Source organism: Asaia krungthepensis NRIC 0535 (assembly GCF_025995175.1).
Lineage (GTDB): Bacteria > Pseudomonadota > Alphaproteobacteria > Acetobacterales > Acetobacteraceae > Asaia > Asaia krungthepensis.
This window is the reverse complement of sequence record NZ_BAPV01000061.1, coordinates 75,492-94,356: the sequence shown is the minus strand read 5'-3', so window position 1 is coordinate 94,356 and position 18,865 is coordinate 75,492. Positions and strand designations below refer to the sequence as shown.

16 protein-coding genes and 2 pseudogenes are annotated in these 18,865 nt (G+C 61.7%); 11 read left to right on the top strand and 7 right to left on the bottom strand.

Features of this window, described 5'->3' with window-relative positions:
• Positions 1-27 precede the first annotated feature (27 nt).
• The 5 genes from AA0535_RS14735 to AA0535_RS14715 all read right to left on the bottom strand — a co-directional run bounded on the left by AA0535_RS14735 (position 28) and on the right by AA0535_RS14715 (position 3,731).
• On the bottom strand, positions 28-207 hold the full coding sequence (locus tag AA0535_RS14735; RefSeq protein WP_264817415.1) for a hypothetical protein: 180 nt from the start codon (positions 205-207) through the stop codon (positions 28-30).
• On the bottom strand, positions 188-592 hold the full coding sequence (locus AA0535_RS14730) for a DUF7010 family protein (RefSeq protein WP_264817413.1): 405 nt from the start codon (positions 590-592) through the stop codon (positions 188-190). The genes AA0535_RS14735 and AA0535_RS14730 overlap by 20 nt, the downstream gene beginning before the upstream one ends.
• A 254-nt stretch (positions 593-846) precedes the next feature.
• Entirely contained in the window at positions 847-1,809 is a 963-nt protein-coding gene (locus AA0535_RS14725) for a hypothetical protein (RefSeq protein ID WP_264817411.1), read from the bottom strand.
• A gap of 21 nt (positions 1,810-1,830) precedes the next feature.
• Positions 1,831-3,099 (bottom strand): AAA family ATPase, encoded by a 1,269-nt coding sequence (locus tag AA0535_RS14720; protein ID WP_264817409.1) that lies wholly within the window; start codon positions 3,097-3,099, stop codon positions 1,831-1,833.
• Positions 3,096-3,731 carry a hypothetical protein gene (locus tag AA0535_RS14715; RefSeq protein ID WP_264817407.1) on the bottom strand — a complete coding sequence of 212 codons (636 nt, stop codon included), beginning with the start codon at positions 3,729-3,731 and terminating at the stop codon, positions 3,096-3,098. Before AA0535_RS14715 ends, AA0535_RS14720 begins: the two co-directional genes overlap by 4 nt.
• Before the next feature lie 198 nt (positions 3,732-3,929).
• Between AA0535_RS14715 and rimP the strand changes: the two genes are divergently transcribed.
• From rimP to AA0535_RS14665, 11 genes and pseudogenes are all read left to right on the top strand, one after another.
• The gene (gene rimP / locus AA0535_RS14710; protein WP_264817406.1) at positions 3,930-4,556 is read left to right on the top strand and encodes a ribosome maturation factor RimP; all 627 of its coding nucleotides are present in this window, start codon (positions 3,930-3,932) and stop codon (positions 4,554-4,556) included.
• A 111-nt stretch (positions 4,557-4,667) separates the two neighbouring features.
• Positions 4,668-6,212 (top strand): transcription termination factor NusA, encoded by a 1,545-nt coding sequence (gene nusA / locus AA0535_RS14705; protein WP_264817405.1) that lies wholly within the window; start codon positions 4,668-4,670, stop codon positions 6,210-6,212.
• A complete protein-coding gene (locus AA0535_RS14700; protein WP_373319358.1) occupies positions 6,172-6,894 on the top strand; it encodes an RNA-binding protein in 723 nt (240 codons plus the stop codon). The genes nusA and AA0535_RS14700 overlap by 41 nt, the downstream gene beginning before the upstream one ends.
• A pseudogene (locus AA0535_RS15855) lies at positions 6,891-7,329 on the top strand (translation initiation factor IF-2 associated domain-containing protein); the annotation flags it as partial. The gene AA0535_RS14700 and the pseudogene AA0535_RS15855, both read left to right, overlap by 4 nt.
• Positions 7,330-7,535: 206 nt before the next feature.
• A pseudogene (gene infB / locus AA0535_RS14695) lies at positions 7,536-9,704 on the top strand (translation initiation factor IF-2); the annotation flags it as partial.
• The gene (rbfA, locus tag AA0535_RS14690) at positions 9,701-10,126 is read left to right on the top strand and encodes a 30S ribosome-binding factor RbfA (RefSeq protein ID WP_127102738.1); all 426 of its coding nucleotides are present in this window, start codon (positions 9,701-9,703) and stop codon (positions 10,124-10,126) included. The pseudogene infB and the gene rbfA, both read left to right, overlap by 4 nt.
• 15 nt (positions 10,127-10,141) lie before the next feature.
• A complete protein-coding gene (gene truB / locus AA0535_RS14685; RefSeq protein ID WP_264817403.1) occupies positions 10,142-11,095 on the top strand; it encodes a tRNA pseudouridine(55) synthase TruB in 954 nt (317 codons plus the stop codon).
• Complete coding sequence (gene rpsO, locus AA0535_RS14680; protein ID WP_127102740.1) at positions 11,079-11,348, top strand: 30S ribosomal protein S15; 270 nt, start codon at positions 11,079-11,081, stop codon at positions 11,346-11,348. Before truB ends, rpsO begins: the two co-directional genes overlap by 17 nt.
• Positions 11,349-11,597: 249 nt before the next feature.
• The gene (gene pnp / locus AA0535_RS14675) at positions 11,598-13,751 is read left to right on the top strand and encodes a polyribonucleotide nucleotidyltransferase (protein ID WP_127102902.1); all 2,154 of its coding nucleotides are present in this window, start codon (positions 11,598-11,600) and stop codon (positions 13,749-13,751) included.
• Between the two features lie 60 nt (positions 13,752-13,811).
• Complete coding sequence (locus AA0535_RS14670) at positions 13,812-15,242, top strand: NAD(P)H-dependent flavin oxidoreductase (protein ID WP_264817402.1); 1,431 nt, start codon at positions 13,812-13,814, stop codon at positions 15,240-15,242.
• A gap of 34 nt (positions 15,243-15,276) precedes the next feature.
• Positions 15,277-17,292, top strand: coding sequence for an FUSC family protein (locus AA0535_RS14665; RefSeq protein ID WP_264817400.1), 2,016 nt, complete (start codon positions 15,277-15,279; stop codon positions 17,290-17,292).
• Here AA0535_RS14665 and AA0535_RS14660 read toward each other — a convergent pair.
• Positions 17,230-17,652 carry a DUF1489 family protein gene (locus AA0535_RS14660; RefSeq protein WP_264817398.1) on the bottom strand — a complete coding sequence of 141 codons (423 nt, stop codon included), beginning with the start codon at positions 17,650-17,652 and terminating at the stop codon, positions 17,230-17,232. The two genes, AA0535_RS14665 and AA0535_RS14660, sit on opposite strands and share 63 nt — an antisense overlap.
• Before the next feature lie 3 nt (positions 17,653-17,655).
• Complete coding sequence (locus AA0535_RS14655) at positions 17,656-18,741, bottom strand: nucleoside hydrolase (RefSeq protein ID WP_264817397.1); 1,086 nt, start codon at positions 18,739-18,741, stop codon at positions 17,656-17,658.
• Positions 18,742-18,865: the final 124 nt, after the last annotated feature.

The following is an 18,865-nucleotide window of genomic DNA, read 5'->3' as shown; positions in this document are numbered from 1 at the left end:
AACACAGCAGGCTGAGCGGTTATCGCCTCAGCCTGCATCGCGTGGCCTTTTTATCTTCACGATGGCATAAAGATAGGAGATCGTGACAGCACCCGCGATGGTCGCCCCCCTCAGACCGAACGGTGCCAGCAGATAGGCAGTGTAGCAAAGCACGGCCCGCAGAATGAAATGGACAAGACCTGCAGGGTCATCGGCCCCCCCAGCCATGAGGCACCCAGACAAGGCCCGAAAAGATCGCGATCCTAAGCATGAGCAGGACCGGATCTCGCGCCTCGATGGCAGCAAGAGGGGCGAAGGGGATCAAAAGCCCGGTCACGGTGATGAATTGCATGAAAAGCCGTGTGATGGGGGTGTTGCTGGCATCTCTTCGCAGCCCCGGCGCTTCGGTTATCCGGTCGATAAATAGCGCCAGAGGCAGCGGAAGGGCGGCCGCCACGAAGGGGGTAAAGTAGGGAAGCTGTGCTTCCATGATCATGGCGGTCACACTCAGAGCCGCCCAGCATATCAGCCCGCTAATCGGCATTGATGCCGTGCAACTGGCAAGGTAATCGCGACGCAGGTCGGCCAGTTTCTCTCTCGATGTTGCAGTCATAGGCGGGTTCCCCTTCGCGGGGCACAGAATGACAGAGAAAGATAGATATCAATACTGCCTATATCTCAAAATCTCGGATCGAATGCTTCGATTGTATGAGAAAGCGAATCCGAATTTTTCCGTGATCGAGGCCGCGAGAGGCAGGAGCTCAGGCCCTGAATGATATACCGCTCCCCGGCCGCATGGGACCGGGTCAGGGGCGGTCCATACCCCGCCGGCCTGATTGAGGCCGCGTTCTTGGGGGGGAGGGGACGTTATTCCGGGGCAGCGGGGTCGCGCGCGAGGGCCGGGTCGGGCGCTGCATTGACGTAATCCTGGGTCATGCCTTGACGTAGCGTCGGCACCCAGCCAGCAAACCAGCGATCGACGGCGCGGACGAAGTCCAGCGCGGGCTGGGACCGGACAATCAAGCGCTTGTCCCAATAAGGCAGCGGCGCGCGCAGGACGACCGTGCCTTTCTGTGTGGGGGCAAGCAGCATCGTGACATTGGTCGAGCCTTTGACACGGTCATTCACACCCGCGCTGTTAAGCCAGCTCGCAACGATGAACACGGAAGGCATAGGAAAGCCGAGTGCGCTCAGACGCTTGAAAGCAAGCTGGATGAGCGGATCCGATGAGATGGCGGTATTGGGGCCCATATAGGCCGCCGTGATGTAAGAGCACTCCGTCTTGCCGTCGGGATGATCTGCGAAGATGGTCGAGTGATAATTCCGGTCGTCATGGCAATGATTATAGGCATCCTCGATGACCGCGCGGGGCACGTCCTGATTGGTCGTGCTCGCGATGATAACACCGGTCACGACGCCCCTGTCCGTGCGCGCCAGAACATTGAGCGAAATTGCGCCATTCATTCCGTACTGCCCGCTCAGCACGGGATGCCACACGCCTGCGGGCAGAGGCAGAGTATGGCCTGCAAAGGGGAGGAGGCCTGTTATAGCGGTCGCAATATCCGGGGTGATGAAACGGTCCGGGTCCGACAGATCGGGACCCGCACCGCCTGAACCGTCCGGGCTAGCGGAGGCGCTATCAGAGCTCGGCTCCTTCGGGGCGTTGCCGCCAAAGGACGGCAGATGGCGCGTCAGTGCATGGGTCCACCCCATATGACGTGTCACGAAGGGCGTGGGGAAGAGCAGCCCCAGTATGAGAAACAGGCCGAAGCAATAGAGAAAAAAGCGCCAGGCAGGTGCCCGACGCCAGAGGCGCGAAGCGGCGGACATCAGCAGGATACTTCGCGGCAATCAGGGCGTGAGACGGGCATTGAGCGTTTGTTTCTCGTCGGCAATTTCGGCCACCACCCCGCTTTCCGTCATGACCAGTCGGACCAGCTTGGCCCCGTTCTGACGCGCGAGAATGAGGCTCTCACTAACCATATCCTCGATCGATCTGACAAGGTCGCGCGCCGAGGCCCCCGTACCAAGTTTTTGCTGGCGTTGCAGAAGCTGGAACAGAAGATGGGCATCGATGCCGCCGGCCTCCACATTCAGCCCGTATCCCTTGATCATGGCTTCGATCTCCAGCGCGGCCACGCGGGCCAGATCAAGGCCATGCAGGCGACGGAACACGAAGATGCGGTCGAGACGGTTCAGCACCTCGGGGGCGAAGCCCGCCTTGCGCAGCGCCTCGGTCGACTCTGCTCGCATGCGCTCCGGATCGTCAGGCAGGCGGTCCGCAATCTCGGTGAGTTCCTCCGTAGCGATGTTGGAGGTCAGCATGAAGATGGCGCGCGTGGTTGAGATCTGGGCTCCCGTCGAGGCCTCCGTAACATGGCCATCATTCCAGGCGGTCAGAAACTTCTTGAAGACGTCGGGATGGGCCTTCTCGATTTCATCCAGCAGCACCACCGCATCGGGTTTTTCCTGCAGACCACCCGTGAGCTTGCCGAAGGTGTCCGAGCCCACATAGCCCTTGGGTGAGCCGAAAAGCTGCGTTGCAGCATGGGGGCTCGACATCTGTGTCATGTCGAAATGCAGCAAGGGCCGCTCCATCTGCCGGGCGATCTGCTTGGCCAGATAGGTTTTGCCCGTACCCGGCGGCCCGGCCATGAGAAAGATGCCAACGGGCTTGTTACGCACATGCAGGGCCAGGCGACGACGAAGCTGTTGCGCAATGTCCTCGCAAACCTGGTCCTGCCCGATCACCCGGGCGCGCAGGGAAGCGGCGAGTTCCTCGGCGTCAAGGGTGGTTTCTCTCTGCTCCTGCGCCATCAGGGCCTCAAGCATATCGCGATTGGTCAGTCTGGCCAATGAGTCCATGAGAATATTCCTCCTCCTGCGAAGGCCTTTGCGGATCAGTCTGTCTGAGTGAGTTTCGAACAGCATGCCGGCGAGAACCGTGAGCGCGGAGAGTCCTGCCAGGGGCATGTAGGAATCGCGCGCCCAGGAGAGGAAACGCATCACCATGCCGCCCGAGAGATGCAGCGCTACGGCCGCCTGAATGCTCGCCAAGATCAGGAAAACGACCATCATGACAGGCATGAGACGGTTCAGAGCGGGAAGCAGGGCTTTCATTGCGCAACGACGTCCAGGGTGACCAGCTCTGAAGAGCCGAGGGTTGGGAGGGTGTACATCCCGTAGACAGTCAACACCCCCGTCGCAAGCGTGTTCCCCGCGATCATATGGGCCGGGCTGATCGTCACCTCACCCGCACGAAAGATGGGAAGGGTAACGGCCTTGAGGTTCTCGCTGAGCGTGACGAATTGGGAAAAACCGCCCGCATCTATCCTCACCGTGCCTCCGATGCGGCCATCGATTTCCGCAATGGGCATCTGCACCAGTGAGACTTCGCGCCGTTTCACCGCGGCCAGGATGCGGGCCTGATCCGTCTTGCTATAGCCCGAATGAGCCAGCGCGGTGAGGCTGCGATCGGCCGGAATGACGGGAAGGCTCGCCCCCAGATGGGGCGAAGCGCTCTTCGCCGGAGCCTCGGCTGGGGACGAGCCCGTATCTTTCGCTACCGGCGGCAAGTTGGGAGTGCCGGAGGGCGCATTCCCGCCCGCATAATGCAGCGCAGCCAGGCCGGAGATGACGATGCCCGTCAGCACCACGAGGCCCGGCAGGTGCGAGGCGCGGCGGCTCGGGGCATGGGCGCCATCGGGGCTCGCCTTGAGGAGCTCGGGCTGAGGCTGTGCGTCGTCTCTCATATTGCCGGACGATGGCAGGGCATAGCCCCCGGTCGCAACCGTTGCGAATCTCCAATAATGTAAGAGTAAGTAACGGGTGTGACTCGCCGGTAAAGAACGTCGAGTCTTGCATCTGGCCGGACATTGGCCTACACAGTCGGTATTCCTTTCATCTTTCGTCTTATCGGGGGGTGGCCTTGACCGGCCGCCTTTTTTGTCTTGGCCATAGAAATTCCCAGCCTGAACGGTCTTGAAGCGCGCATCGCTCAGCAGATCGAGCCGACCCTGACCGACCTCGGTTACGAGCTCGTGCGCCTGAGCGTGCTGGGTCGCGAGACGCCTACCATCCAGATTATGGCGGATCGCGCTGATGGGTCGCTCATCGGCATCGAGGATTGCGAGCAGATCAGCCATGCCGTCGGTGCTGTGCTGGATGTGGACGACCCGATTCCCGGCGCCTGGACGCTTGAGGTTTCTTCGGCCGGGATTGATCGCCCCCTGACGCGCCTCAAGGACTGGGACCGCTTTGCTGGTCACCTTGTGAAGGCCGAGCTCGATCTGCCTCTTAATGGGCGCAAGCGTTTCTCCGGTATCATCACCGGTACGCGTGAGAATTCTGCCGTGATCCGTCTGGATGACGGCGAGGAAGCCGTTCTTCCAGTCGATACCATTCGCAAGGCGCGTCTTGTCCTGACCGATGCCCTGATCGAGGCCAGTGCCGCCATGCTGGGCATTGCGTCCGAGGAAGAAGGGGCAGAAGAAGAGGAAGCGCCGCGTCGTAAGACGCCAAAGCTCAACCCTGCCAAGCCGGGCAAGGGGACGAAGCCTGGACGTAAGACACACTGATCTGGTGTGCCGCATTCCGGTACACCCGTGACTGAACATAACGAGTTTACCGCTTATTCCGTTTCTGCTGGTCTGCGCGGCATCGCGCTCCGTATTTGAGGATTTCGTCTGATGGACACCTCCGTTACCCGTCCTGAGCTGCTTCTGGTAGCTGACGCTGTTTCGCGTGAAAAAAACATCGATCGTGAAGAAGTGCTGGAGGCGATGGAGCAGGCCATCCAGAAGGCCGGGCGCGCCAAATATGGCCATGAGAAGGACATCCGTGCGACGATCGATCGTCGTTCCGGCGAGGTGCGTCTCTCGCGCTGGACCGAAGTGGTCGAGACGGTTGAGAATGAGGATACCCAGATCCCGCTCGCCATTGCTGTGAAATTTCAGCCCGAAATCAAGCTCGGCGAGCATCTGGTCGATCCTCTGCCGCCCATCGATTTCGGGCGTATCGCAGCCCAGACCGCCAAGCAGGTCATTGTGCAGCGTGTTCGTGAATACGAGCGCAAGAAGCAATATAACGAGTTTAAGGATCGCGTGGGCGAGATCGTCAATGGCACGGTCAAGCGCACGGAATACGGCAACCTCATGGTCGAGATCGGCCATACCGAGGCGCTGCTGCGTCGTGACGAGCTGATCCCGCGCGAGTCCTTCCGCAATTCCGATCGTGTGCGCGCCTATATCTATGACGTGCGTGACGAGACGCGTGGCCCACAGATTTTCCTGAGCCGTACCCATCCCGCCTTCCTGGCCAAGTTGTTCGCACAGGAGGTGCCGGAAATCTATGACGGCATCATCGAGATCAAGGCTGTTGCCCGTGATCCGGGATCGCGCGCCAAGATGGCCGTTGTGTCCAAGGACGCCTCTATCGATCCGGTGGGTGCCTGCGTCGGTATGCGCGGCTCCCGTGTGCAGGCGGTTGTGGCCGAGCTGCAGGGCGAGAAGATCGACATCATTCCCTGGAGCCCGCAGGCTGCTACCTTCGTGGTGAACGCTCTGGCCCCTGCGGAAGTGACCAAGGTGGTGATGGACGAGGAGGCTGGCCGCGTGGAAGTGGTTGTTCCGAACGAACAGCTCTCCCTGGCAATCGGTCGTCGCGGCCAGAACGTGCGTCTGGCGAGCCAGCTCACGCGCTGGGACATCGATATCCTGACCGAGGCCGAAGAATCGGAGCGTCGTCAGGAAGAGTTCCGCAAGCGCACCCAGCTCTTCGTCGATGCGCTTGATGTCGATGACGTGATCGCGGGTCTGCTTGTCACAGAGGGCTTCCACACCATCGAGGAACTGGCCTATGCCGATCCCGATGAGCTTCATGCAATCGAAGGTTTCGACGAGAGCGTGGCAGAAGAGCTGATGCGCCGCGCTGAGGAATTCCTCGTGGCCAAAGAGCAGGAGCTGGATGACAAGCGCCGTGGTCTTGGAGTCGAGGATTCGATTGCCGAGCTGGGCGTCTTCACCAATGCCATGCTGGTCACACTTGGCGAGAAGGGTGTGAAAACCCTCGACGATCTGGCCGATCTGGCAGGCGATGAGCTTGTCGAAATGCTGGGCAGTGACAATATAGATGAAGACGCTGCCAATGAGATCATCATGGCAGCACGTGCCCACTGGTTCGATGGTGAGCAGAGTGATGAAGCCCCCGAGGAAGGGGAGGCTTCCGACGTCTGAGTTCCACGAAACACACGCACCGAGTCCCGACTCCGAAACCGAGCTTGATCTGATCGAACTCGATGATGAGAAGGGGCCGCAGCGACGCTGCATCGTGACCCGCAAGAGCGGGAACCCTGATGGTATGCTGCGTTTTGTCATTGCCCCTGATGGCACGGTCGTTCCTGATCTGGCAGCAAAACTGCCAGGGCGGGGAATCTGGTTGAGCGCCAACCGGGATGTGCTAGAAACCGCGCGGACGCGTCATCTGTTTTCCAGAGCAGCGCGTCATCCGGTAAAGGTGCCTGAGGATATTGCGCAGGTACTGGTTTCAGGAATAGAAGCGCGGCTGGTGCAGGGCCTGGGGCTCGCGCGCCGGGCCGGTCAGGCTCTCTGTGGGTTTGTTAAGTGTCGCGAATGGATTGCCGCCCACAAGGCGGGGCTGGTGATCCAGGGATCGGGCGGAAGCCCGGATGAGTTGCGGCGTCTGATATCGGGAAACAACAAGCTTCCGGTACTGACGTTACCGGCCCAGATGCTCGCGACGGCATTCGGGCGGGAACATGCGGTCTATGTTGTGATAGCGCCCGGGGCGCTGGCGCAGCGTCTGATGGCTGAGCATGAACGATTTTTGGGGCTGACCGATGGGTTGGTTCCTGAGCCGCACAAGGGGCGGCTCGGACGGGAACAGGCAGGTATATGAGCGAAGGCAACGAACGGAACCAGGGCACTCAGGCTCAGGGCGGTCAGACAGATGGCCAGAATGTCCAGGATCAGGGCGCCCAGGCTCAGGGTGACCAGGGTAAGGGACGTCTGTCCCTGCGTCCGGGCGGGCGCATGGAACTCGGGCGGACAGTAGACGCAGGCTCTGTGCGTCAGAGCTTCAGCCATGGCCGCTCGAAAGTGGTCCAGGTGGAAGTGCGCAAGAAGCGCGAGACGACTGAGCGTAAGGACGGCCGCGGTGCAGCGGGCGGCCGTGGCGGTCGCGCAGGTGCAGGTCGCGCCCTGACCCCGGCCGAACTCGCGATCCGCCAGCGTGTGCTTGAAGAGCAGCGCAAGGAAGCAGCCCGCGAGGCCGCGCGCCTCGAAGAAGAAAAAATTCGCATTCTCTCCGCCGCTGAAGAAGCCAAGCGTGAAGAGGAGGCCCGTGCTGAGGCTGCGGCCCGTGAGGTCGAGGCAATCCGCGAAGCGGAAGAGCACGAAAAGCAGATGGCTGCCGCCGCCGAGGACCAGGCAAAGCAGGAAGCGCTGGAAGAACAGCGCAAGGCCCGTGCTGCCGAGCGCGAGCGTGAAGAGGCTGCACGTCGTGCACCGCTTGAGGCAAGCGATGCCGCGCGTCGTACCGGCGGTGTTCAGCTCGCCGCTCCAATGGAACGTCTGCGTCCGCTCGCCGAGCGTGCCGTCATGGCGCCTCGCCCTGTCACGCCAAAGCCTGCGCCCGCTGCTGCCGGCGCTGGTGCTGCCGCACCGCGCAACGAGACGCTGCATCTGCGTCGTGGTGGTGCCGGAACGGGAACCGAGACCGAGGATGACCGTCGCGCAGGTCCGCGCCGTGCTCCGGCCGCACCGCCGCGTCGTGGTGCACCTGCTGCCCCGAAGAAGACCGGTGACTCCCGTCGTTCCGGCCGCATCGACGTGCGCGCCGCAATCGAGGGGGATGACGACAAGACGCGTTCGCTCGCCTCGGTTCGCCGTCAGCGCGATCGTGAGCGCCGCCAGGCTGAGCTCGAGCGCCTGCGCGCCGATCAGGTTCGCGTGGTGCGTGACGTGATCCTGCCGGAATCCATCACGGTCGCTGAACTTGCCAACCGTATGGCGCTGCGTCAGGCTGAAGTGGTCAAGGCCCTCATGAAGATGGGTGTGATGGCTACTGCCACACAGCTTATCGATGCCGACACGGCCGAGCTGGTCATCAGCGAATTCGGCCATCGTGTCCGCCGCGTTGCCGAAAGCGACGTTGAGCTGGGTATCGAGGGTGTGGAAGATCGCGAGGAAGATCTCGTGACACGCGCTCCGGTCGTGACCGTCATGGGTCATGTCGACCACGGCAAGACCTCGCTGCTTGACGCGCTGCGCACCACGGATGTGGCCGCGGGCGAAGCCGGCGGCATCACCCAGCATATCGGTGCCTATCAGGTGACCGTGCCCAGCGGTGCGAAGATCACCTTCGTCGACACGCCGGGTCACGAAGCCTTCACGTCGATGCGCGCTCGTGGTGCTTCGGTCACCGACGTGGTCGTGCTCGTGGTGGCTGCCGATGACGGCGTGATGCCGCAGACGATCGAGGCCATCAAGCATGCCAAAGCTGCCGATGCCCCGATCATCGTGGCGATCAACAAGATGGACAAGCCGGGCGCCAACCCCGACCGTGTGCGTCAGGCTCTGCTGAGCCACGAGATTGTGGTCGAAGCCCTTGGTGGCGACGTGCAGGATGTCGAGGTTTCGGCCCTCAAGCGCACCGGTCTGGACAAGCTGGAAGAGGCTATTCTGCTCCAGGCGGAAGTCCTCGATCTCAAGGCTAACCCGAACCGTGTTGCCGAGGGCTCGGTTATCGAGAGCCGTCTGGATCGCGGTCGCGGTCCGGTGGCGACGGTGCTGGTCCAGAAGGGCACGCTCAACCGCTCCGACATCGTCGTGGCGGGCGCCGAATGGGGCCGTGTCCGCGCCATGCTGGATGACAAGGGACGCCAGCTCAAGGACGCCGGTCCGTCCATGCCGGTCGAGCTTCTGGGTATTACGGGTGTTCCCGGTGCCGGCGAGCCTTTTGTGGTCGTCGAGAACGAGAACCGTGCCCGCGAGATCTGCGAGTTCCGTCAGCGCAAGCAGAAGGACAAGATGGCAGCAGGCCGTGCCGCAGCGCGTGGCACGCTCGACCAGATGCTGGCCCGTATCCAGGCGGGCGAGCAGAAGGAAGTCGCGCTTCTCATCAAGGCCGATGTGCAGGGCTCTGCTGAAGCCATCGAGGCATCGGTGCTCAAGCTCGAGCATGAAGAGGTTCGCATTCGCGTGCTGAACGCCTCGGTCGGCCAGATCACCGAGAGCGACATTCAGCTGGCCAAGGCATCGAACGCCATCATCGTGGCCTTCAATGTCCGCGCTACCACGCAAGCCCGTGAAATGGCCCAGCGTGAGGATGTGGATATCCGCTACTACTCGATCATCTATCAGGTGACCGACGACGTGGAGCAGCTGGTCAAGGGCAAGGTCGCGCCGAAGCATCGCGAGAAGTTCCTCGGTTACGCCGAGATCCGTCAGGTCTTCAACATCACGAAGGTTGGCAAGGTCGCGGGTTGCTATGTCACCGAGGGTGTGGTCAAGCGTGGCTGTGGCGTGCGTCTGCTGCGTGACAACGTGGTGATCCATGAAGGCGATCTGAGCCAGCTCAAGCGCTTCAAGGACGACGTCAAGGAAGTTGCACGCAACTATGAGTGCGGTCTCTCCTTCGCCGGCTACAACGACCTGCGCGAAGGCGACATGGTCGAGTGCTTCGAGATGGAAGTCATCCCTGCATGAGGGGTTCGCGTTCCAAGGTGCCGGGCTTTTCAGGGCCCGGTGACGCGGGTGGCCCGTCACAGCGTCAGTTGAGAATGTCTGAAGAGGTCCGCCGCGTCCTCTCGGATCTCTTCACCCGCACCGAGTTCCGTGACCCCGAGCTCGCCGGTGTGCATGTGACGGTCACTGAAGTGCGTATCTCCCCCGATTTCCGCCACGCGACAGCTTTCGTCAGCCGTCTGGGGCGCAGCGATATCGAGGAGGTTCTGCCCGCGCTCAAGCGTGTTGCGCCGTTCCTGCGTACAGGTCTTTCCAAGACCCTGCGTTCGCGCATCGTGCCGGAAATTCATTTCCAGCCCGATACCGCGCTCGAACATGCGATGGACATGGATGCGCTGATGCGCACGCCGGAAGTTCGTCGCGATCTCGATTCCGAAGACTGAGCGGAGCGACCCGTCATGGGACGCAAGAAAGGGCAGGAGATCGACGGCTGGCTGGTCGTCGACAAGGACCTGCATATCGGCTCGACCGATGTGGTGAACAAGGCGCGTCGCCTGTTCGATGCCAGGAAGGCCGGACATGGCGGTACGTTGGACCCTCTGGCGACAGGGATTCTCCCGGTCGCCTTCGGTCAGGCCACGAAGACAATTCCTTATATCATGGATGCGACGAAGCGTTATCGCTTCACGCTGTTCCTCGGTGAATCCCGAACGACGGATGACCGTGAAGGAGAGGTGGTGCTGACAAGCGACCACCGCCCGAGCGATGAGGAATTGCGCGCAGCCTTGCCCGCGCTCACCGGCGACATCATGCAGGTGCCCCCCGTTTACTCGGCGCTGAAAGTCGATGGCGCGCGCAGCTACGACCTTGCGCGGGCGGGGCGACCGCCCGAACTGCCCCCGCGCCCGGCGCGCGTGGATTTCATCACCCTGGTCGATCGACCCGATCGCGATCACGCTGTTTTCGAGGTTCAGTCGGGCAAGGGGGTCTATATGCGCAGTCTGGCCCGCGACATTGCACTGGCCTGTGGCACTGTCGGCCATATCGCCGTTCTGCGTCGGACCAAATGCGGTCCGTTTGATGAGACCCATGCGATAACACTGGACAAGCTGGTTCAAAATGACGACAAGGCCGATGCACTTTCAGCGCTTCTGCGCCCGGTCTCGACCGCGCTGGCCGACATCCCGGCTCTGGCCGTGACCGACGCGGAAGCACAGGCCTTGCGCTATGGACAGAGCCTCGCTTTGTCCGATCGTGCGGATCTGATGCTGACAGCGCAGGATGGTGACGTCCTGCAAGCCCAGGAGGGGGGGTGTCTTGTCGGTTTGTGCCGCGTCCTTGAGGGACGGTTGAAGCCGATACGGATATTCGAGTCGTTTAAATACGGAGACAGAGATGTCGATTACAGCTGAACGCCGCACGGCGCTGATCGAAGAATACAAGACCAATCCGACCGACACCGGGTCGCCGGAAGTCCAGGTTGCTCTGCTGAGCGAGCGCATCGTCAATCTGACGGGCCATCTGCAGACGCATAAGAAGGACTTCCACTCCCGCCGTGGTCTTCTGATGCTCGTTGGCCAGCGTCGTGGCCTGCTTGACTACCTCAAGCGCAAGGATCAGGGCCGCTACCAGACCCTTATCGAGCGTCTCGGCCTGCGCCGCTAATCACGTTCGGGCGGAGGGTCAAGCCTCCGCCGCCTCCCGTTGCCATTCTGGCGACGGGACTACAGGCTGCGTCACTGGACGCTGAAGCTGGAGACAGAACCGGCCTTCGGCGTTTCAGGCCACATGGTGACAAGCCGGTCCGATCCCGGCCATCCTTGCCATGCCGTCCGAAACGCTGCCAGCCAGTCAGGGCCCGTTCCCTCCGGATCATCGCACCTCGTGCCAAAGCCCCCTATTCAGGACAGAATGATGTTCAATTACTTCCGCAAGGAAATCGACTGGGCCGGACGCCCGCTCATTCTCGAAACCGGCAAGATCGCCCGCCAGGCCGATGGTGCGGTCGTCGCGACTTACGGCGATACTGTCGTGCTTTGCACGGCCGTGGGCGCCAAGTCGGTCAAGCCGGGACAAGACTTCTTCCCCATGACCGTCAACTATCAGGAAAAGGCCTATGCAGCTGGCCGTATTCCCGGTGGTTTCTTCAAGCGTGAGGGCCGTCCTTCCGAAAGCGAGACGCTGATCTCGCGTCTGATCGACCGTCCCATCCGCCCGCTCTTCCCGGAAAATTTCCGCAATGAAGTGCAGGTCACGGCGACCGTTCTCAGCCATGACATGGAAAATGACCCGGCTCTGGTCGCTCTGATCGGTTGTTCGGCTGCGCTCACCCTGTCTGGTATCCCGTTCTACGGCCCTGTGGGCGTGGCGCGCGTTGCGCGCATCAATGACCAGCTCGTCATCAACCCGACCATTGCCGAGATGAAAGAGAGCGCGCTCGATCTCGTCGTTGCAGGGACAAGCGAAGGCGTGCTGATGGTTGAATCCGAAGCCTCCGAGCTTTCGGAAGAGATCATGCTCGAAGCCGTGACCGCCGGTCATGCTGCTTTCCAGCCCGTGATCGACGCGATCATCGATCTGGCCGAGCACGCAGCCAAGCAGCCCTGGGACCTCGAAGGCCCCACCAAGGAGCAGATCGCCCTGCGCAAGCGCGTAGAGAAGATCGGCACCAAGCTGATGGCCGACGCCTATAAGGAAAAGGCCAAGCAGGCTCGTTACGAGAAGATCGCAACCGCCAAGGCGCGCATCATCGAAGGTCTGGTCGAGGAAGGCCTGGACGTCGATATGGCGAAGCCGATGCTCAAGGAGCTCGAGGCCCAGGTCGTTCGTGGCGCCATCCTGAAGACCGGCATTCGTATCGATGGCCGTGACACCAAGACGGTACGCCCGATTGTGTCCGAGGTCGGCATCCTGCCGCGCGCCCATGGTTCTGCGCTGTTCACCCGTGGCGAGACGCAGGCTCTGGTCGTGGCCACGCTTGGCACCACGCAGGATGAGCAGATCATCGACGCGCTCGAGGGCGAATACCGCTCGAACTTCATGCTGCATTACAACTTCCCGCCCTACTCGGTCGGTGAGTGTGGTCGCATGGGCAGCCCGGGTCGTCGCGAGATCGGTCATGGCAAGCTGGCATGGCGTGCACTCCACCCGCTGCTGCCGGGCAAGGATCGCTTCCCCTACACCGTGCGTATCGTGTCTGAGATCACCGAAAGCAACGGGTCGTCTTCGATGGCAACCGTTTGCGGTTCGTCGCTCGCGCTGATGGATGCCGGTGTACCGTTGCCGCGCCCGGTTGCCGGCATCGCCATGGGGCTGATCAAGGAAGACCGTGGCTACGCCGTGCTGTCCGACATTCTCGGTGACGAAGATCACCTTGGGGACATGGACTTCAAGGTAGCGGGTACGGAATCCGGCATCACCGCGCTCCAGATGGACATCAAGATCACCTCGATCACGCCGGAAATTATGAAGGTGGCGCTCGAGCAGGCCCGTGACGGCCGTATCCACATCCTCGGCGAGATGGCGAAGGCCCTCGATGAGGGTCGTGAAGGTGTGTCGCGCAATGCGCCGAAGATCACCACGATGAGCATCGCCAAGGAAAAGATCCGCGACGTGATCGGTTCGGGCGGCAAGGTCATCCGCGAGATCGTCGAGTTCTCCGGCGCCAAGGTCGATATCAATGATGAAGGCGTGATCACCATCGCTGCTTCGAATGACGAGCAGGCCCAGAAGGCTATCGCGCGCATCGAAGGCATTGTGGCGGAGCCGGAAATTGGCCGCATCTATGACGGCAAGGTGGTCAAGACGGCCGATTTCGGCGCGTTCGTGAATTTCCTTGGTCCGCGTGACGGTCTGGTGCACATCTCCGAGCTGACCGATGGGCGCGTGGCCAAGACCACCGACGTCGTCAAGCAGGGTGATGCCGTAAAGGTGAAGGTCGTCGGCTTCGACGATCGCGGTAAGGTCAAGCTGTCGATGCGTGTTGTCGACCAGCAGAGCGGCGCCGATATCTCGGAAAGCGTCGGTGCGAAGCCGGCCCGTCCGTCCAGGCAGCGTGACGCTGACTGATCTACCGTTTCAGGAGGAAGGCCCCCGTGGCCCTTCCTCCTTCGGAGTACAACATAGATTATGATGTCGATTGATACCGTCCGTATGGCTGGCCGGGATGTCCTTCCCCTCGTTGAGGGCGGGAAGGGCGTTTCGGTATCGACTGGTATTTCCGCCGGCCATTGGGCCGCTGCCGGTGGCGTCGGGACGGTTTCTGCCGTCAACGCCGACAGTTATGACGCAGATGGCAACCGCATTCCGCAGACCTATTCAGGCCGCACGCGGCGCGAACGGCATGAAGAGCTGATTCGCTACGCCATCGATGGCGGTATCACCCAGGTGCGTATAGCCCGCGAGATCGCGGGCAAGAATGGCATGATCAATGCCAATCTGCTCTGGGAAATGGGCGGTGCGGAGCAGGTCATCGAGGGTATCCTCGAAGGCGCCCCCGGCATGATCGATGGTCTCACCTGCGGTGCAGGCATGCCCTATCGCCTGTCGGAGATCGCGGCGCGCCACAACGTCCATTACTACCCAATTGTCTCCTCCGCACGCGCCTTCAATGCGCTGTGGAAGCGGGCTTATCACAAGACAGCCGAGCTCCTCGGTGCCGTGGTTTATGAGGACCCCTGGCGCGCGGGTGGCCATAACGGCCTCTCGAACACGGAAAATCCGCTCAAGCCGGAAGATCCCTATCCGCGTGTTGCCGCTCTGCGCAAGGCGATGAACCAGTTCGGTCTCGAGAGCGTGCCCATCATCATGGCGGGTGGCGTCTGGTGGCTCGAGGAATGGGCGCATTGGTTCAACAACCCCGAGATCGGGCCGATCGTGTTCCAGTTCGGCACACGTCCGCTCCTGACTCAGGAGAGCCCTATTCCCGATGCGTGGAAGCGCCGTCTGCGCCGCCTGCATGAAGGGGATGTGTATCTTAATCGCTTTTCACCCACCGGGTTCTATTCATCGGCGGTGAATAACAGCTTCATGCTGAACCTGCGCGGTCGCTCGGAGCGTCAGGTGGCCTATAGCAGCGAGCCCGTGGGTGAGCATGATACGGCCCATGGGATCGGCGCGCGCAAGCGTGAGGTCTGGATGACAGCGACCGATCGCGAGCATGTTCTGGCCTGGGAGGCCGCGGGCTACACCGAAGCCATGCGCACCCCGGACTCCACGCTCGTCTTCGTCACGCCTGAGGAAAGTCGCATCATCGTGGCCGATCAGGTGGCCTGTATGGGCTGTCTGTCGGAGTGCCGCTTCTCCAACTGGAGCCAGCGCGGGCCGAATTATACTAACGGTGCGAAATCCGATCCGCGCTCCTTCTGCATCCAGAAGAGCCTGCAGGATATCGCCCATGCGGATGACAGTCTCGGTATCGAGGCCGCTGATACGCTGGTCGATAATAACCTGATGTTCGGCGGGACCAATGCATGGCGTTTCGGTTCCGATCCGTTCTATGCTGAGGGCTTCACACCGACTGTCCGGCAGCTTGTCGAGCAGATCATGACGGGGCGCTGAAAGCCCCGTTCCACAAAGGGAGCGCTGCGGCATCATGAAGGGGATTTCCCGGGTTTCTTCCTCTCGCCCCTTCGCCGCGCTTCTCACGACCTCCACCAATCATCTCGCCCGCTACGCCATAACGCTGAGCCCTGAGCAGCTCAGCCTGTATGAGGGCGGCCGCGCCGCTGTGGTCACGGCGCTAGCGCTCACCCCGTCGCTCTTCTTCGATCAGCCTTTGCTTGCCTGGATCGCTTTTGCCTGTTTCTGGGCCTGCCTGATCGATCCGGGCGGGCCGGATCGCGAGCGGTTTCAGGTTCTGGGTGGATTTACCCTGGCCGGGACGGTTCTCGTCTTCACGGTCTCGGCCCTGAGCGTGTTCGGGGCCTATGTCACGGTGCCGATGGTCGCGCTCATCGGTCTGGGCTGTGGTCTCGCACGGGTCTTCTCACCGGCTGTCATGCAGCTCTGGGCGCTGGCAGGGTGTGCCGCCGTTGCCGCTACGGGCTTTCCGGCATCGCCTGCGCAGGCACTATTCATCGCCGGATTGTTCTTTGCCGGGGGTGCACTGGCCACTCTGTTCTGCCTGGTTCTCTGGCGCCAGCAGCCCTATGGTCCGGCGCGCCGCAGCCTTTCCGCAACCTATTATATTCTCGATCTGATGGCGCGTGAACTCGCAGCCGGGCGGCTGCGGGAGACTGTGCATCGTCAGGCTGCTCGCAACGCGATCGAGCGCGCGCGCCTGCTTTTGGTGATGCTCGATGCACGTCACGGCAATCTGCGGCTCAGACGCCGCATGGAGGCAGCCCTTGCGACGGCCGAGCGTGTTTTTACCGCGCTGCTCGCTCTCGAGCATGTGGCGGAGGCAGGTCCTTTGGCGCCAGAGTTGCGCGCACTGCTCCAGCGCCTCGGCACCGCCTGTCATGAATGCATGCGACAAGCCGCACGGCCCGAGCCCGATTTCCGGATACTGGGTCAACTTGCCCGCACGCTCGACCGTGAGTCGCGCATGGGGGGCGTGGTCAATGCGGGGCCCATCCTCGCCTGTGCCGAGGCCTTCACGCGCATGATCGGTGCATTTGCGCGGCGCCATCAGCAGGAGGAGACAACGCGCGAAGGGCCCCGTCTCACGCTTACCCCTGCCATATGGCGTCACGCCTGGCGTCTTTCTCTCGCTCTCACCCTGACACAGCTTGTCTGCCTGTATGGCGGAGAGGGATTTTCCTATTGGGCGCTGATTGCAGCCCTCCTGGTCATGCAGCCTGCGGGAAACGTCACGCTTGTCCGGAGCATGGAGCGCGTGATCGGCAGCGTGGGAGGCTCTCTCATGGCGGCGCTCTGTGCGCTCATCCTGCCTGGGAAGGCCGCACTCCTTGTTGTGGCGGTGTTCATGTCGCTCGCCGCCATCGCCACGCGCGCCGTCAATTACACCATGCTGGTGTTCTTTCTGACCGGGCTTGTCGTGGTCATTGCCGAGGCCTTGATGCCGGGCGGGGGCATCATCTGGGCGCGGGTGCTCGATAATCTGATCGGCAGTGGCATTGCGCTCTTTTGCGTGCTCATTCTCTGGCCCGATCGCGGCAATGCCGATCGGGATCATCTCCTGCGGCGCGCCATGGAGGCACATTGTCGCTATGCCGGGCTCGTTCTGTCAGGGGATGTTCGCCCACAGGATACGGACAAGGCCCAGAGGGAGGCGGGGATGACGAGTATCGCGGCCGAGTTTTCCCAAGGAGGTTTGCCCCTTTTCGGTGGACTGGTCACGCAGCTGCGCGAGCGCGAGGGCTTCAGGACACAGGAGACATTGAGAGCGCTGAGGCGGCTGAGCGGCGAGATCACGCTTTATCGCTTCGACATGCAGAACGGGTTGCGAGAACCCGACCCGCAGGAGGCCGCCCGCTTCGGGCAGTGGTGCGAGGCGCTGCGCAATGGGGGGGAGTTGTCTGCCATAACAAATGCCCTCGGCGACGAGGCGCTTGTGATCCGCCTCGGCAAGCGTCGTGGCTGTTCAGATGAGGCAGAGTTCGGACAGGCTGCGGCGCAGAGCAGGGGGGAGAGCCTCAAGGCCTGACACGGCGGCAGAGCCGCCGAGATCGCCCGGCGCGTCCTCGGACTTCAGATAACGCCAACCCTGGAAGGGGCGCATGGCTCTTGGCTGGACGGGAATGATCTCGTCATTGACGAGTATATGGGTGCCGAGCTGGCCGTCCGGCCGGGTGAAGGGCCTGAACCCCATGATGGGCTGGCGGCACAGGACCAGCCCCCCCATGACACGATAGAGCGAGCCCTGACCCGCAATCTCGTCTGCCTGTTTTGGCATGGTCCGGGTACGGATGACGCCATATCCGTCAATGCGCGCGCCGCGCTGCATCCAGGCGGCGAGTTCATCGAGCGTGGTGCAGCCCACCACGAGTTTGATCATGTTCAGCAAGAGTCAGTGTTTTCCCTCGAAACCCTGCGCCCACCCGGCATAAAGCTTTTTGAAACGATCGACATCGATGGCCTGGACGATACGCACCTTGCGTACGCCCATCGCCTTGGGGGCGAGGCTGTCCGGCCAGACATAAGCGTGGCCATAGCCGATACCCTTGCCTGTCTCGACGTCCATATACGCATCCTGCGCCTTGGTGATCAGGCTCGGCTCGGCGGCAACGGCGCTCGTGACTTCGTCCCACATCGCCAGAGGCACGTAGTATTTCACGAGGTACTCCGTGACCGGGCTCTTATGGGCCCTGGCGATGGCTCCAACCTCGTCTTTCGTCAGCATGACGTCATTCGAGACATTTGCGATTGATGTGATCCGCGACCATGGCGCGGTCAGGGTAATATGCGCGGCCTCGGGATCGAAGATCAGGTTGAAATCCGATCCATTATCCGCGTTACCCGTCACGGACATCATCGACAGATCGAGATAGCCCCCCATGAAGATGAGTTGCTTTGCCGTGCTGGCAAAGCTGGGATCGAGCCGGATGGCCAGTGCCAGATTGGTCATCGGGCCGGCTTCGATGATCGTCACCTGATGGGGATGGGCATGGACCTGCTGGATCATGAACAAAGCAGCGGGTACGCCCTGCGGCTGCAAGCTAGGCTTGCCGTCCGGCGTGTCAGCGACGGCGGGCTGAGTGTCGGGTGTCTTTTCCATCGAGCCGAGGCCGCCCCATGCCCCTTTCCAAGGCAGGGTACCGAATTGCTGCTCCCGGAGACGGGTGAGCGCGACCGTATTGATCAAAGGTTGCGTTGCGCCGTCATAGACAGGCACCTCACGATGGCCGGAAATTTCCAGAAAGCGGCGGATACGGGCACTCTCGGCATTTTCCCAGTCATCTCCGGCTACAACCGTCAGTCCAAGGACTTTCAGCTTCGGATTGTTCAGCAATGGCAGCACAGACTGGATATTCGAGCCGCCCGGGCCGAGATAATCGTTATCGGCGATAACGAGTTCGGGTCCGGCATTGGCCTGAGCCGCATGCGACCCGATGGTGAGGGCGGCGAGCGCCAGGCTGGCAAGGAAACGACGCATGGAAGGCTCTTACTCCGGAAAGGCGGGTTGGTTCCCGCCAAACACATACTGGTAGGATTGCGGAGGGCTGAAAAGATCGCCCGGGCTCACGACATCACAAAAGACCTGAATTTTCCGCCAAAAG

What these genes read in the sequence shown, in the direction of transcription:
- nusA (WP_264817405.1), top strand. Translation starts at nt 4,668, where the DNA reads ATGGACACCTCCGTTACCCGTCCTGAGCTGCTTCTGGTAGCTGACGCT.
- pnp (WP_127102902.1), top strand. Translation starts at nt 11,598, where the DNA reads ATGTTCAATTACTTCCGCAAGGAAATCGACTGGGCCGGACGCCCGCTC.
- AA0535_RS14670 (WP_264817402.1), top strand. Translation starts at nt 13,812, where the DNA reads ATGATGTCGATTGATACCGTCCGTATGGCTGGCCGGGATGTCCTTCCC.
- AA0535_RS14730 (WP_264817413.1), bottom strand. Translation starts at nt 592, where the DNA reads ATGACTGCAACATCGAGAGAGAAACTGGCCGACCTGCGTCGCGATTAC.
- AA0535_RS14735 (WP_264817415.1), bottom strand. Translation starts at nt 207, where the DNA reads ATGGCTGGGGGGGCCGATGACCCTGCAGGTCTTGTCCATTTCATTCTG.
- AA0535_RS14720 (WP_264817409.1), bottom strand. Translation starts at nt 3,099, where the DNA reads ATGAAAGCCCTGCTTCCCGCTCTGAACCGTCTCATGCCTGTCATGATG.
- truB (WP_264817403.1), top strand. Translation starts at nt 10,142, where the DNA reads ATGGGACGCAAGAAAGGGCAGGAGATCGACGGCTGGCTGGTCGTCGAC.
- rpsO (WP_127102740.1), top strand. Translation starts at nt 11,079, where the DNA reads ATGTCGATTACAGCTGAACGCCGCACGGCGCTGATCGAAGAATACAAG.
- AA0535_RS14665 (WP_264817400.1), top strand. Translation starts at nt 15,277, where the DNA reads ATGAAGGGGATTTCCCGGGTTTCTTCCTCTCGCCCCTTCGCCGCGCTT.
- AA0535_RS14725 (WP_264817411.1), bottom strand. Translation starts at nt 1,809, where the DNA reads ATGTCCGCCGCTTCGCGCCTCTGGCGTCGGGCACCTGCCTGGCGCTTT.
- rbfA (WP_127102738.1), top strand. Translation starts at nt 9,701, where the DNA reads ATGAGGGGTTCGCGTTCCAAGGTGCCGGGCTTTTCAGGGCCCGGTGAC.
- AA0535_RS14715 (WP_264817407.1), bottom strand. Translation starts at nt 3,731, where the DNA reads ATGAGAGACGACGCACAGCCTCAGCCCGAGCTCCTCAAGGCGAGCCCC.
- AA0535_RS14655 (WP_264817397.1), bottom strand. Translation starts at nt 18,741, where the DNA reads ATGCGTCGTTTCCTTGCCAGCCTGGCGCTCGCCGCCCTCACCATCGGG.